Below are 13,175 nucleotides of genomic sequence, written 5' to 3'. Positions count from 1 at the left end.
TCCGCAACAGATAACGATATAAAGATAGCTTTAAGTCACCCCTATCGCGCACGGCGACGCAGGACAAGGGCCGCGGCGATCAGCAGCGCGGCGACGACAAATGCCATCCAGTTGCCGACACGCGAGAACAGCGTCGGAGCCGCCGGCGCCGGCAGCGCTGCCTCGATCGCGCCCGCTTCCATGTGCGGTACGGTCGCCAGCAGCGCACCGTCGGCGGCGATGACCGCGGAGATGCCGTTGGGGGTCGCGCGAACGATCGGCAACCCTTCCTCGATCGCGCGCATCCGCGCCTGCGCCAGATGCTGCGGCGGTCCCCAGCGGCCGAACCACGCATCGTTCGACGGATTGAACAACAGGCGCGGGCGGTGCGCCGGATCGATCACTTGCCCCGAGAAAATGATCTCGTAGCAGATCTGCACGCCGATCGCGCCGAAGGTGGGGGTGTCGAGCGTGCGCGGCCCCGGTCCGGGCAGGAAGTCGACATCGCCCGGCACCAGCCGCGCCAGACCCAGCGGCTTGAGCAGCCACGGCATCGGCAGATACTCGCCGTAGGGGACGAGGTGCGCCTTGTCGTAGCGCGCGGCGATCCGCGCATCGGGCGTGATCGCGAAGACCGAATTGTAGCCCGACGCGATATCGCCGTCGGCCTTGAAGTTGAGCGCCGTCCCCCCGGTCAGCAGCAGGTCGCGCGGGCCGAGCAGCGCCGCCATTCGCTCGCGAATGACGTACGGGCTGCGATTGCCATAGACCCATAAGGGATAGCCATCCTCGACGAAGTCGCGGATCACGCCCTCTGGCCATAGTACTAGTCTGGGCGCGGCACTGGGCCTGCCGGACAGCGCGGACAGGCGGCGCAGCATCATTTCGCCGTCGCTCTCGCCGCGCTCGTCCTGCGCGACATTCGGCTGGACGACGACGAGGCGCGGAGTGGTCGGAGCGAGTGGAAGGGCCACGTCGCGGTAGCTGAGCGCCTGTGCGACCAGCAATGCTACAACCATGCCGCCGCCCGCTACGACCTTCATGCGCTGCGGCAACACCAGCAGCGTTCCCGCGAGCGCGACCGTCAGCCCCGATAAGCCGTAAGTACCGGTCACGCGCGTCAGCGCCGCGACTGGCTGTACCGGTACCCAGATGACGCCGAGCGGGTCCCAGGCGTAGCCGGTGAACAGCCAGCTGCGCACCCACTCGGTCGCGATCCACGTCGCGGCGAACAGCAGGACCCACGCCAGGTCTACGCGCGATCTGCGAAACCGCCACGCGATCCCGGCCGCGACCATCGGGAACATCGCGAGATAGAGCGCCAGCGCGAGCGGCGCGACATAGCCGAGCACCGGCGGCATCTTGTCCTGAAAGTCGAACGCGTGCTGGAACCAGTTGTCGTTGATCGTGAAATGCCCGACGCCGAACACCCAGCCTCGCCACAACGCCGCCTTCCACGTCGGCGCGTCGTGCACCAGCCACATCCACGCGGCGAAGCAGGCGAGCGTCAGCGGCCAGAGTTGCAGCGGCGCGAACCCGCACGCGGCCGCGGCGCCGAGGAGCAGCGCGACGGGGGCAGGGTAGCGCGTCAGTAAGTGGGACAAGCAGGCTTCCTTGGGCCACCGCGCGGACGGCGGTGCATCGACGGCTGTTTGGGCGAGCGATCGTGCGCGCACAAGCGCGTCGTGCTTGCGGCAACAAGCGGGTGACGCGCTGCGCCCAGCGCTGTATCATGCTGGCATGACACTAAGACCGTTTCACCTCGCGTTCCCGGTTCACGACCTCGCCGCCGCGCGCGCCTTCTACGCCGGTGTGCTCGGCTGTGCCGAGGGGCGGTCGAGCGCCGAGTGGATCGACTTCGATCTGATGGGGCATCAGATCGTCGCGCACCTTGATCCGAGCGCGAAGCCGGTCGCGGTCGAGAACACGGTCGACGGTCACCACGTCCCCGTGCCGCACTTCGGCGTCGTGCTGACCATGTCCGACTGGCGCACGCTCGCCGACCGGGTCGAGGCGGCCGGCGTTACGTTCGGGATAGCACCGCACATCCGCTTCAAGGGGCAGGTGGGCGAACAGGCTACGATGTTCTTCCGCGATCCGTCGGGCAACGCGCTGGAGTTCAAGGCGTTCGCCGACGACGCAATGCTGTTCGCGACCGAGGAGGTATCCGCATGACCCAGCCGATCGAAGTCGACCTGCCGCATCGCCTCGGCAAGGCGGCCGCCAAGCAGCGGATTGAGGGTGGCTTCGGCAAGCTCGCCGGCTTCATTCCGGGCGGGCACGTCGCCGAACACCACTGGAGCGGCGATACGCTCAATTTCGTGGCGGAGGGGATGGGACAGCGTGTCGCGGTACGGCTCGATGTCGGCGACAGCAACGTGCACGCCTCGTTCGAGCTGCCCGGCTTTCTCGCGATGTTCGGCGATCAGCTCCGCGCCAAGTTGCAGAAGGAGGGGCCAAAGCTGCTCGAGTAAGAAATTACCTCCGCATTGGAGGTACATGCAACCGCAGGGGTGATCGCTCGCTGTCGAAGTGGAGGAACTTCCTGTATGCGTATGACGACGATCCCGGTGCTCGACGCGCCGATGGTAGACTTGCCCGTGGCGAGTGGCGGGGATGAACCGACGCTTGTGACACTGCACCGCGACGTGCTCAGGACCATCAGGCAGACGATCTCACGCTGCGAGCATCCCAGCTGCCTGTCGTGCCACGAGCTCGCCATCGTACTGGATGACTATCTGCTCGGCTGACCGCCAGTCTTATCGATCAGCCCGCTGCGCTGCGCCCACCGGCGGACGATCGCCGCTGCGACGACCACCGGCGCGGCCCCGATCAAAGAGGCCAAGGTGAAGCCAAGCGCTCCGCCTAGTTGATCGACCGCCGCATATTGCGCGACCTTGGCCAAGGTCACGGTCGCGCCGATGAAGATCAGCGCTCCCAGTACCGAGCGCAACAGATGAAGCGGAGAACGTTGCTTCACCGAAGCGATTAGCGCGCCGCGGCGATCGGCTGCGGCGCGCTGACGCGCCAGATCGTGTTGCCGACATCGTCCGCGATCAGCAGCCCGCCGTGCGCGTCCGCCTTGACGTCGACCGGGCGACCATGCGCCTCACCGTCGGCGTTGACGAAGCCGGTGACGACGTCGATCGGCTTGGCGCCCTTCGCCGGCCAGCCCTGCGGCGTGAAGGGCACGAACACGACCTTGTAGCCCGACAGCGGCTTGCGGTTCCACGATCCGTGCTCGCCGACGAAGGCGCCGCGCGCGAAGCGATCACCCAATCGCAGCTCGTTCGCGAACGACAGCCCCAGCGCCGCGACGTGCGGCCCGAGCGCGTAGTCAGGGCGCTTGGAATATTGCTGCAATTCCTGGTTCTTCGGCTCGACGCGCGTGTCGGGATAGCCACCCCAATAATACCACGGCCAGCCGAAGTGATCGCCGAACTCGACCGCGGTCAGGTAATCGGGCGCGAGATCGGAGCCGAGCATGTCGCGCTCGTTGACGACGGTCCACAAGGCCCGCGTGTCGGGGTTGAGCGCCATACCGTTCGCGTTGCGCAGGCCCGCGGCGTAGATGCGGAACGTCTTTTCCTTGGGATAGACCTGCAGGATGACGGCGCGGTTTCTTTCCTTGTCGATGCCGTTCTCGGCGATGTTCGACGACGATCCGACCGACAGATAGAGCGTGCGGCCATCCTCCGACTGGATGACGTTGCGCGCCCAGTGATTGCCGCCGCCGGGATAACGGACGACGAGCTCGGGCTTGGCGGTGATCTTCGTCTGTCCGCTCGTATAGGGCACGCGCACCAGCGAGTCGGTGTTGGCGACGTAGAGCTGACGATCGAACAACGTCATGCCCGAGGGCGAGTTGAGCCCGGTCATGAACACCGTCTTCATCTCGGCCACGCCGTCGCCGTTCGCGTCGCGCAGCAACGTGATGCGATTGGCCGAGGGGACGCCCGCGCCGACCTTGCCCAGCAGGTGCTTCATCACCCAGCCCTGAATGCCGCCGCCCTCGCGCGGGGGCGAGTTAGTCTCGGCCACTAGCACGTCGCCGTTCGGCAGGCGGTAGAGCCAGCGGGGATGCGAGAGGCCGGTCGCGAACGGCTGTACCGTCAGCCCGGCGGCGACGGTCGGCCGCTCGCCGTTCTTCCATCCGATCGGGTCGGCGGTGCCGACGGTCGGGATCACCTGCTCGCGCGGGGCGGTGATGTCGGGGCGTCCACCCGCGACCGCGTTGACGTCGAGCCGCGCCTTGTCAGGCCAGGCGAGGTAAACCAGGATGCCAACGGCGACGAGGGCGATCAGGCCGAAAACGGCGAGCACGTGCTTGAGCATGATCGCTATGTAAGCGCGATCTTCGTCGGATGCACGCGGTTGTACGCCGTGCGATCACCGCGGCGCAAAAGAGTGGACCGCCGACATGGGGGGCATGCCGGCGGCCCCCGACGGTTCAGCGTCCCCGGTGCGACCCGAAGGGCTTGTTCCGCCGGTCCGACGGGCAGGGGGAGAGGCGCCTGTGCACCTCGCCCCCAACCGAGCTTGTGTCCGTTGCGCTGCCGGGCGAACCCGGCAGCGTCAACGGGTAACGTCAGGCGGTGAGCAGGTCGTAGCGATCCGCGTTCATCACCTTGTTCCACGCCGCCACGAAGTCGCCGACGAACTTGTCGCCCGCGTCGTCCATCGCGTAGACCTCGGCCACCGCGCGCAGCTGCGAGTTGGAGCCGAAGATCAGGTCGGTCCGCGATGCGGTCCAGCGATGCTCGTGGCTGAGGCGATCGGTGCCGACATATTCCTGATCGCTCTTCTCATCGACCTGCTTCCACGCCGTCTTCATGTCGAGCAGGTTGACGAAGAAGTCGTTGGTCAGCTGACCCGGACGATCGGTGAACACGCCGTGCTGCTTCGCCTTCGAGTGGTTGGCGCCCAGCACGCGCAGACCGCCGATCAGCACCGTCATCTCGGGCGTCGACAGCCCGAGCAGCTGTGCCTTGTCGACCATCAGCTCTTCGGTCGGCACGGTGAAGCGCACCTGCAGGTAGTTGCGGAACGCGTCGGCCTTGGGCTCCAGCACGTCGAAGCTCGCCTTGTCGGTCTGCTCCTCCAGCGCGTCGGTGCGGCCCGGGGTGAACGGCACATCGATCGACTTACCCGCCGCCTTCGCCGCGGCCTCGATCCCGACGTTGCCGCCGAGCACGATCAGGTCGGCGATCGAGACCTTCTTGTCACCCTTGCCGTCGAACTCGGCCTTCAGACCATCGTAGACCGAGAGGACGCGGGCGAGTTGCTCGGGCTCGTTTACCTCCCAGTCACGCTGCGGCGCGAAGCGGATGCGCGCGCCGTTTGCGCCGCCGCGGTGATCCGACTTGCGATAGGTCGAGGCAGATGCCCACGCAGTCGTGACCAGCTCGCTGATCTCCAGCCCCGAGTTGGCGATCGCCTGCTTGAGCGAGGCAACGTCCGACTGGTCGATCTGCGCGTAATCGGCCTTGGGGATCGGGTCCTGCCAGATCAGCTCTTCCGACGGCACTTCCGGGCCGATGTAGCGCTGCTTCGGACCCATGTCGCGGTGGGTCAGCTTGAACCACGCGCGCGCCCAGGCGTCGGCGAAGTAGGCCGGATCGGCGCGGAACTTCTCCATCACGGCGCGGTAAGCAGGGTCCTCGCGCAGCGCCATGTCGGCCGAGGTCATCATCGTCGGGACCTTCTTGCCCTCGACGTGCGCCGAAGGGGCGAGCGTGTCCTCGGGATCGCCGACCGGATGGTACTGGTTCGCACCCGCCGGGCTCTTCGTCAGCTCGTACTCGTGGTCGAGCAGCATGTCGAAGTAGGTCATGTCCCAGGTGATCGGCGTCGGCGTCCACGCGCCCTCGATCCCTGAGGTGATCGTATCGTCGCCCATGCCGGTGCCGTGCGTGCTGGTCCAGCCGAGACCCTGCGCCGCGATGTCCGAGCCTTCCGGCTCACGACCGACCTTGGACGAGTCGCCGTTGCCGTGCGCCTTGCCGAAGGTGTGGCCGCCCGCGGTCAGCGCGGCGGTTTCCTCGTCGTTCATGCCCATGCGCGCGAACGTCTCGCGCATGTCGCGCGCCGAGCCCATCGGGTTGGGCTTGCCGCCCGGGCCTTCCGGGTTGACGTAGATCAGGCCGTGCTGGATCGCGGCGAGCGGGCTCTCGAGCGCGAGGCCCGCTTCCTCGTCGATGCGCGTCTGGCCGAGCCACTCTTCCTCGGTGCCCCAATAAATGTCCTTCAAGGGCTCGAACACGTCCTCGCGGCCGCCGGAGAAACCAAAGGTCGGCCCGCCCATCGACTCAATCGCGACGTTGCCCGTCAGGATGAACAGGTCGGCCCAACTGAGCGCACGGCCGTACTTCTGCTTGATCGGCCACAGCAGGCGACGAGCCTTGTCGAGGTTGCCATTATCCGGCCACGAGTTAAGCGGGGCGAACCGCTGCGCGCCCGACGAGGAACCGCCGCGACCGTCTCCGGTGCGATAGGTACCGGCCGAGTGCCACGCCATGCGGATGAAGAACGGGCCGTAATGTCCGTAATCGGCCGGCCACCACGGCTGGCTGTCGGTCATCAGCGCCTTCAGGTCTTCCTTCACCGCGGCGTAGTCGAGCGTCTTGAACGCCTCGCGATAGTCGAACTCCGCGCCCATCGGATTGGCGGGCTGACCATCGGTCTGCAGGATTTCGAGCGGCAGCGTGTCGGGCCACCAGTCGCGCGCGGTGCGACCCAACAGCGAGCGCATCGCGGCGGGCTGCTTGTTGGGATCGTTGATGGGGCTGCCTTCGGTAATCGCGTCCATGTGCTTCTGGCTCCTCGTCGGCGCGTTCAGGCCACTTGGCTCCGCTCATCGCGGAACGTGGCTCGGGATAATGGATGTGCGTGTCTAGCGTGTGACGATTGATCGGGGAAACGCTAAATCACGCCCGGATTGATCGGCTCACTCGATCATACGTGAGTCGATCAGTCGTCATCGCTGTCCGGTGGCGTGACCGGCGGATGGAGCCGCACGCGATTGACCCGGCGTTCGTCGGCATCGATCACCTCGATCTTCCAACCGCTCGGATGGTCGAGGCAGTCGCCCACAACGGGCACATGCCCCGCGAGCACCGCGGTCAACCCGCCGATCGTGTCGACGTCGTTGTCGACCTCGGCGAGGCGCGGATCGATCGCCTCGGCCACGTCCTCCAGCTCGACGCGCGCGTCGGCGTCCCACGCGCCGCCGTCGATCGGCACGAGCAGTGGGGCAGGCGCCTCGTCATGCTCGTCCTCGATCTCGCCGACAATTTCCTCGATCAGATCCTCGATCGTGACGAGGCCTTCGGTACCCGAATATTCGTCGAGCACCACCGCCAGATGAACGCGCGTCTGCCGCATGTCGGCGAGCAGGTCGAGCGCGCCGCGCGACATCGGCACGTACAGCGGCTGGCGGATCAGCGCGGCGATGTCCGCGGGCTTGTCGGCCGAGCGCGCCAGGATGTTGAACACGTCCTTGATGTGAACCATGCCGATGATCGTATCGAGGTTCTCGCGGTAGACGGGCAGGCGGCTGACGCCGGCCTCAGCGAATACCTGCACCAGATGGTCGAAGGTGGTGCGTTCCTCCACCGCGACGATGTCCGCGCGCGGCACGCCGACGTCGCCGGCATCGCGCTCGCCGAAGTGGAGCAGGTTGCGCACCATCTGCCGCTCGAGCGGGGTCAGGTCGCCCTTCGCGTCGGGGCCGGGATCGTCCTCGTGCCGGTCGATCACCTCTTCGAGCTGATCGCGCAACGTTTCTTCGCGCTGTTCGCCGAAGATCAGGTTGCGCAGACCGCTCCAGATATTCTGTTCATTGGGGTCGCCGCCGTGCGCGGCGCTACTTCGGTCCTCGGCCATGATGGCTGCGTCATTCCTCCCGGATCAGATACGGATCGGCGATGCCGAGATCGGAGAGCGCCGCGCGTTCGATTTCCTCCATCGCGTCCCCCTCTTCATCGGTGCCGTGATTGTAGCCTAGCAGATGCAGCGTGCCGTGCACCATCAGGTGCGACAGGTGCTGCTCCACCGTAATGCCGCGTTCTGCGGCTTCGGCCACACAGACGCCGTGCGCGAGCACGATGTCGCCCAGCAGCACCTCGCCGTCGTCGCTGTTCTGCGTCACCGTGTCGATCAGATCGGGCTGCACCATCGGGAACGATAGCACGTTGGTCGACTTGTCCTTCCCGCGGTACTTAAGGTTGAGCGCGTGGACCTCGTCGTCGCTCGTCAACCGAACGCTCACCTCGACGTGCGCGGGCGTGGTCAGCAATTCCCCGTGCGGCGTGCGCGAGACGGCAGCGCGCGCGGCGGCGAGCGTCAGCTTTTCCCAATCGGCGCTATCGTCCCACGGTTCCTCGCAGGTCAGCTCGACGTGGATCATCCCTCGACCCCTTCGTACGCCTCGACGATTCGACCGACGATCGGGTGGCGCACCACGTCGGCGGCGCTGAACCGGCACAGCGAGATGCCTTCGACCCCGTCCAGCCGCTGCGTCGCGTCGGCGAGCCCGCTCGCGCGCACGCCACCGGGCAGGTCGGTCTGGTTCGGATCGCCGCAGATCACCATGCGGCTGTTCTGCCCGAAGCGAGTCAGGAACATTTTCATCTGTGCGGGTGTGGTATTCTGCGCTTCGTCGAGGATCACGAACGCGTCGGCGAGCGTGCGCCCGCGCATGAACGCGATCGGTGCGATCTCGATCTCTCCGCTCGCGATCCGCCGCTCGACCTGCTCGGCGGGCAAGCAGTCGTGCAGCGCATCGTACAGGGGGCGGAGATAGGGATCGACCTTCTCCTTCATGTCGCCGGGCAGGAAGCCTAGCTTCTCGCCCGCTTCGACCGCGGGGCGCGACAGGATCAGCCGTTGGACGCTGCCGGTGATGAGCTGCGCCACCGCCTGCGCGACCGCGATATAGGTCTTGCCCGTGCCCGCAGGCCCGAGCGCGAAGATCATGTCGTGCGTGGTCAGCTCGCGCATGTAATGCGCCTGCGCCGGTGTGCGCGGGACGATCGTCTTCTTCCGCGTACGGATCATGACGGACGGCGCGCCTTGCCCGGCATCGGCGCGGATGATGCCGCTCAGCACCGGTTCGGCCGCCATCGCGATCGAGGCGTCGACGAGGCCGGTGTCGACCTCCTCGCCGCGCTGGATCCGCTGGTACAGGTCGTTCAGCACGTCACGCGCGAGCGCGACCTGCTCGGCGGTGCCCTCCAGCCCGACGCGATTGCCGCGTGCGGTGATGTAGACACCCAGCCGGTTCTCCAGCGCGACCAGATGCTGATCATATTGGCCGAACAGCTGTACCAGCAGTTGCGGCTTGTCGAACAGGAGTTCGACGCGGGCACGTTCACCCATCTGGGCGGGAGCAGGCTTGCGACTCATGCGGTCCTTTCACTTACCTGCACAAGGTGAGCACTCGCGGGCGCGCGCGCAACTGCCCTGTCGTCGCCGCACGAGAATTCGCTTAGGCTGCGACTGCCACACGAGCCTCGCCCGTCAACGAGTTCGGTCCAGCCTGCGTCAGCACGACGTCGATCAGGTCGCCGATGGCGTAATCGCCGAGCAGGTGGACCGATTGCAGCCACGGCGACTTACCGAGCCACTGGCCGGGCAGCTTGCCGCGCCGCTCCACCAGCACACGGCACGTGCGTCCGACCGCCTGCGCGTTGAAGGCTGCCTGATCGCGGTTGAGCGCGGCCTGTAGTCGTTGCAGGCGATCGTCCATCACCTCCGCCGCGACCTGTCCATCCATGTCGGCGGCGGGGGTACCGGGGCGTGAGCTGTACTTGAACGAGAACGCCTGCGCGTAACCGACCGCGTCCACCAGGCTCAGCGTCTCGGCGAACTCCGCCTCGCTTTCGCCCGGAAAGCCGACGATGAAGTCGCCGGATAGCGCGATGTCGGGACGCGCCGCGCGGATGCGGTCGAGCAGTCGCAGGTAGCTGTCGCGCGTATGGCTGCGGTTCATTGCCTTGAGCACGCGGTCGGCGCCCGCCTGCACCGGCAGGTGAAGGAACGGCATCAGGCTTTCCACGTCGCGGTGCGCGTCGATCAGGCCCTGCCGCATGTCGTTGGGATGGCTGGTGGTGTAGCGGATCCGCGACAGACCGGGGATGCGGTCCATCGCGCGGATCAGGTCGTGCAGGCCGCGGCCGTCGGCATCTTCCCACGCATTGACGTTCTGTCCCAGAAGCGTGATCTCGCGCGCGCCCGCGTCGACCAGCGCCCTTGCCTCATCGAGCACCTGTGCGAACGAGCGGCTGACCTCCGCGCCGCGGGTGTACGGCACGACGCAATAGGTGCAGAACTTGTCGCACCCTTCCTGCACGGTCAGGAACGCGCTTGGACCGACTTTTCGCCGGGCGGGCAGCGCGCCAAACTTGGAGGCGAGCGGCATGTCGGTGTCGAGCGTGGCGGTGCCGGAGGCGGCATCGGCGACGAGGCGCGGCAGATTGTGGTACGCCTGCGGTCCGACCACCACGTCGACCTTGGCGCGGCGCACGATCTCCGCCCCCTCGGCCTGTGCGACGCAGCCCGCGACGGCGATCATCGGCGCGCGCCCGTCCTTGCCGGCGTGCTTCCTGATGCGGCCGATGTCCGAATAGACCTTCTCGGTTGCCTTCTCGCGAATGTGGCAGGTGTTGAGCACGACGAGGTCGGCGGCGTTCGGGTCGTCGGTTGCGGTCATGCCATCGGCCGCCATCAGTTCGGCCATACGCTCGCCGTCGTAAACGTTCATCTGGCAGCCGAACGACTTGACGTGAAAGGTTTTCGGGGGCGACTTCATGCGTGCGCCCATAGGGCAAAGTGCCGGTAATCGCTACACTTGCCCTGCTACCGGGCGGCTGCGGCGATCCGCGCGCGTGCCTCGGCCGCGATCGCCTTGCGATTGCCGTTTGGAGCGAAGGGTTCAAGGAAGTGGAGCGTCGCGGTGAAGTGACCGGGGCGCGCCAGCACGCGGCGCGCGTGATCCACGCCGGGCTCGTCGCCCACCCAGGCGAGCTCAGGCGTCGCCGTGCCGTAGTCGATGCCGACCGGCTGGATCATCAGTCCCGCGGGCGCGGGGTCGAGCGCGCCGAGCAGCGCCGCCTTGAAGGGAAGAAGCGTCGTACCGTCGCCGGTCGTGCCTTCGGGAAAGATCGCGACCGACCACGCTTGTGCGAGCGCCTCGCGCAACGAGGCGACCTGCGCCGCCACGTTCATGCGGTCGCCGCGCGCCACGAAGATCGTGCGGTTGAGCGTGCACAGCCAGCCGATCAGCGGCACATCGCGAAGCTCCGACTTGGCGACAAAGGCAGTGCCGTTCGCGCCCGCGAGCAGCGGAATGTCGATCCAGCTGAGATGGTTGGCGAGCAGTACGACATCGCGTCGCAGCGGGCGCCCGATCACGCGCACGCGCGCGCCGACGATCCGCGCGACGCTGCCGAGGAACAGCCGCGGCCACGGCGAGGGCGCGCGGACCAATCGCCACAATCCGTGCAACGCCAATGCGAGCAGCAGCGTAACGACCAGCATCGCCAGCCGCGCGCCCATGCGCAACGCGCCGGTCACAGGCTCGGCCTAGTCCTTGCGGCTGAGGCTGACGCCGTACAATTCCATCCGATGATCGACCAGGCGGAAGCCCAGCTTCTCCGCGATTGCTTTCTGCAACTGCTCCAGCTCGGGATCGACGAACTCGATCACCTTGCCCGTCTCGACGTCGATCAGGTGATCGTGATGCGCTTCCGGGCTGGGTTCGTAGCGCGCACGGCCGTCGCCGAAATCATGACGGTCGAGGATGCCGGCTTCCTCGAACAGGCGGACGGTGCGATAGACGGTGGCGATCGAGATACCCGAATCGATCTTGGACGCGCGCTCGTACACCTTTTCGACGTCGGGGTGGTCGTCGGCTTCGGACAGGACGCGAGCGATGACGCGGCGCTGCTCGGTGATGCGCAGGCCCTTCTGGTGGCAGAGGGCTTCGAGATCGATATTGCGAGGCATGCTGCCGCTCTTAAAGGCTAAGGCTTGTTGCGAAAAGCGCTAGCGACTCGCAAAAACGGCTACAGGTCGCGCGCGTAGGTGTGCGCGTCGAACGTCTCACCCGATTTCGCACGATAGTAATCGCGGCGCTCACCCGCCTTGGTGAAGCCCTGCGCGGCGTAGAGCGCGGTAGCGGCGTTGTTGGCACGCACCTCGAGATGGACGCGCTTGACGCCGCGCCCGCGACATTCCGCCAGCATCGACCGCATCAGCGCGCCAGCGACCCCGCGACGGCGCGCAGAGGAGGCAACCGCGATCAGCAACAGTTCGGCCTCGTCCATGATCGCGCGGACCAGCGCGAAACCGACCACCTCGCCATCCATCCTGGCCAGTGTGAGCCAGACGCCGGGCATGGTAAGGATGCCGACGCATTGTGCCCGCGTCCACGCCTCGCCGTAGCGCGGATCGAAGGCCGCCTGCATCACGCGGTCGACCGCGTCGGCGTCGCTGACACGGCCGCTGGCGAGTTCGACCTGGTGAAGCTGCGTGCTCACCGCGGCGCCTTGGATGTCGGCAGTTTCGCATCGGGCGCACGGCCGTAGAGCGGCGCAGGCGGAAGCGCGCGCATATCGGATGGCAGGAGAAGCGCGTCGGCGGCATCGGGCCATGCCTCCGCAATCTCGAAGTCAGGGTTTAGGTCGGCGAGCCAGCGCGTGCCGCTGCCGATCGCGCGGCGCCCGTTCAGCGCGGCGAGCGCCGCCTCCGGGCGCAGTGACTGCACCTCGTCTAGCGCGTGGAAGGGAGCGGCGAACGCCTGCATGAAGACCTCACCGTGCCCGCCTTCGGTCACGACGGCAAGCGCGTCGTCGTCGCCCTTCGCCAGCGCCGCGGCGGCGATCAGCGCGAGCGCGCTGTAGCCGCGCGCCTCGGCACCCCAGCCGAGCGCCAGCGCGCGCGCCGCGGCGATGCCGACGCGGATCCCGGTGAAGCTGCCCGGCCCGACATCGACCAGGATGTGCTGCGCACGCCCGCCGTCGGGCAGATCGGCGATCATCGGCAGCAATCGCTCGGCATGGCCGCGCCCTACCACGTCATGGCGCCGCGCCAGCAAGGTCTCGCTCTCGAACAGCGCGACCGAGCAGGCCGCGGTCGCGGTATCGATGACGAGCAGGCGTTCAGCGTCGCTCACGTCAGCGGCTCTGGGCATAGGC

The 13,175-nt window shown here is 67.1% G+C and carries 15 protein-coding genes; 3 read left to right on the top strand and 12 right to left on the bottom strand.

What is annotated here, in order from left to right:
- Nucleotides 1-41: 41 nt before the first annotated feature.
- Entirely contained in the window at nucleotides 42-1,583 is a 1,542-nt protein-coding gene (gene lnt / locus BMW51_RS02635) for an apolipoprotein N-acyltransferase (RefSeq protein WP_093003834.1), read from the bottom strand.
- A 136-nt stretch (nucleotides 1,584-1,719) separates the two neighbouring features.
- Between lnt and BMW51_RS02630 the strand changes: the two genes are divergently transcribed.
- The 3 genes from BMW51_RS02630 (at nucleotide 1,720) to BMW51_RS02620 (ending at nucleotide 2,729) form a co-directional block, all read left to right on the top strand.
- On the top strand, nucleotides 1,720-2,154 hold the full coding sequence (locus BMW51_RS02630; protein ID WP_093003027.1) for a VOC family protein: 435 nt from the start codon (nucleotides 1,720-1,722) through the stop codon (nucleotides 2,152-2,154).
- Nucleotides 2,151-2,453 carry a polyhydroxyalkanoic acid system family protein gene (locus BMW51_RS02625; protein WP_093003025.1) on the top strand — a complete coding sequence of 101 codons (303 nt, stop codon included), beginning with the start codon at nucleotides 2,151-2,153 and terminating at the stop codon, nucleotides 2,451-2,453. Before BMW51_RS02630 ends, BMW51_RS02625 begins: the two co-directional genes overlap by 4 nt.
- A 75-nt stretch (nucleotides 2,454-2,528) precedes the next feature.
- Nucleotides 2,529-2,729 (top strand): hypothetical protein, encoded by a 201-nt coding sequence (locus BMW51_RS02620; RefSeq protein ID WP_093003023.1) that lies wholly within the window; start codon nucleotides 2,529-2,531, stop codon nucleotides 2,727-2,729.
- Here BMW51_RS02620 and BMW51_RS02615 read toward each other — a convergent pair.
- From BMW51_RS02615 to tsaB, 11 genes are all read right to left on the bottom strand, one after another.
- Entirely contained in the window at nucleotides 2,714-2,959 is a 246-nt protein-coding gene (locus tag BMW51_RS02615) for a hypothetical protein (protein WP_143051782.1), read from the bottom strand. The two genes, BMW51_RS02620 and BMW51_RS02615, sit on opposite strands and share 16 nt — an antisense overlap.
- Nucleotides 2,960-2,967: 8 nt before the next feature.
- Complete coding sequence (locus tag BMW51_RS02610) at nucleotides 2,968-4,314, bottom strand: PQQ-dependent sugar dehydrogenase (RefSeq protein ID WP_093003019.1); 1,347 nt, start codon at nucleotides 4,312-4,314, stop codon at nucleotides 2,968-2,970.
- 253 nt (nucleotides 4,315-4,567) lie between these two features.
- Nucleotides 4,568-6,787 (bottom strand): catalase/peroxidase HPI, encoded by a 2,220-nt coding sequence (gene katG / locus BMW51_RS02605; RefSeq protein WP_093003017.1) that lies wholly within the window; start codon nucleotides 6,785-6,787, stop codon nucleotides 4,568-4,570.
- A gap of 161 nt (nucleotides 6,788-6,948) precedes the next feature.
- Entirely contained in the window at nucleotides 6,949-7,863 is a 915-nt protein-coding gene (locus BMW51_RS02600) for a hemolysin family protein (protein WP_093003015.1), read from the bottom strand.
- A gap of 10 nt (nucleotides 7,864-7,873) precedes the next feature.
- Nucleotides 7,874-8,386, bottom strand: a complete 513-nt coding sequence (ybeY, locus tag BMW51_RS02595) for an rRNA maturation RNase YbeY (protein ID WP_093003013.1) — start codon at nucleotides 8,384-8,386, stop codon at nucleotides 7,874-7,876.
- Entirely contained in the window at nucleotides 8,383-9,384 is a 1,002-nt protein-coding gene (locus tag BMW51_RS02590; protein WP_026326047.1) for a PhoH family protein, read from the bottom strand. The genes ybeY and BMW51_RS02590 overlap by 4 nt, the downstream gene beginning before the upstream one ends.
- 82 nt (nucleotides 9,385-9,466) lie before the next feature.
- A complete protein-coding gene (miaB, locus tag BMW51_RS02585; RefSeq protein WP_177171489.1) occupies nucleotides 9,467-10,801 on the bottom strand; it encodes a tRNA (N6-isopentenyl adenosine(37)-C2)-methylthiotransferase MiaB in 1,335 nt (444 codons plus the stop codon).
- Nucleotides 10,802-10,836: 35 nt separating this feature from the next.
- Nucleotides 10,837-11,553, bottom strand: a complete 717-nt coding sequence (locus BMW51_RS02580; RefSeq protein ID WP_093003011.1) for a lysophospholipid acyltransferase family protein — start codon at nucleotides 11,551-11,553, stop codon at nucleotides 10,837-10,839.
- A 9-nt stretch (nucleotides 11,554-11,562) separates the two neighbouring features.
- Nucleotides 11,563-11,985 (bottom strand): Fur family transcriptional regulator, encoded by a 423-nt coding sequence (locus tag BMW51_RS02575; RefSeq protein WP_019517064.1) that lies wholly within the window; start codon nucleotides 11,983-11,985, stop codon nucleotides 11,563-11,565.
- A 59-nt stretch (nucleotides 11,986-12,044) separates the two neighbouring features.
- The gene (gene rimI / locus BMW51_RS02570; RefSeq protein ID WP_177171488.1) at nucleotides 12,045-12,518 is read right to left on the bottom strand and encodes a ribosomal protein S18-alanine N-acetyltransferase; all 474 of its coding nucleotides are present in this window, start codon (nucleotides 12,516-12,518) and stop codon (nucleotides 12,045-12,047) included.
- Nucleotides 12,515-13,153, bottom strand: coding sequence for a tRNA (adenosine(37)-N6)-threonylcarbamoyltransferase complex dimerization subunit type 1 TsaB (gene tsaB, locus BMW51_RS02565; protein ID WP_245708243.1), 639 nt, complete (start codon nucleotides 13,151-13,153; stop codon nucleotides 12,515-12,517). Before tsaB ends, rimI begins: the two co-directional genes overlap by 4 nt.
- Nucleotides 13,154-13,175 lie beyond the last annotated feature (22 nt).

The sequence above is a fragment of the Sphingomonas palmae genome (assembly GCF_900109565.1).
Classification (GTDB): Bacteria; Pseudomonadota; Alphaproteobacteria; order Sphingomonadales; family Sphingomonadaceae; genus Sphingomonas; species Sphingomonas palmae.
The sequence above is the reverse complement of the archived record's forward strand: the minus strand, read 5'-3'. Positions and strand labels throughout refer to the sequence as shown.

Excerpts from the sequence above, each read along its gene's own strand:
- BMW51_RS02600 (WP_093003015.1), bottom strand. The coding sequence starts at position 7,863 with ATGGCCGAGGACCGAAGTAGCGCCGCGCACGGCGGCGACCCCAATGAA.
- BMW51_RS02620 (WP_093003023.1), top strand. The coding sequence starts at position 2,529 with ATGCGTATGACGACGATCCCGGTGCTCGACGCGCCGATGGTAGACTTG.
- miaB (WP_177171489.1), bottom strand. The coding sequence starts at position 10,801 with ATGGGCGCACGCATGAAGTCGCCCCCGAAAACCTTTCACGTCAAGTCG.
- BMW51_RS02630 (WP_093003027.1), top strand. The coding sequence starts at position 1,720 with ATGACACTAAGACCGTTTCACCTCGCGTTCCCGGTTCACGACCTCGCC.
- katG (WP_093003017.1), bottom strand. The coding sequence starts at position 6,787 with ATGGACGCGATTACCGAAGGCAGCCCCATCAACGATCCCAACAAGCAG.
- BMW51_RS02610 (WP_093003019.1), bottom strand. The coding sequence starts at position 4,314 with ATGCTCAAGCACGTGCTCGCCGTTTTCGGCCTGATCGCCCTCGTCGCC.
- ybeY (WP_093003013.1), bottom strand. The coding sequence starts at position 8,386 with ATGATCCACGTCGAGCTGACCTGCGAGGAACCGTGGGACGATAGCGCC.
- BMW51_RS02590 (WP_026326047.1), bottom strand. The coding sequence starts at position 9,384 with ATGAGTCGCAAGCCTGCTCCCGCCCAGATGGGTGAACGTGCCCGCGTC.
- BMW51_RS02625 (WP_093003025.1), top strand. The coding sequence starts at position 2,151 with ATGACCCAGCCGATCGAAGTCGACCTGCCGCATCGCCTCGGCAAGGCG.
- BMW51_RS02575 (WP_019517064.1), bottom strand. The coding sequence starts at position 11,985 with ATGCCTCGCAATATCGATCTCGAAGCCCTCTGCCACCAGAAGGGCCTG.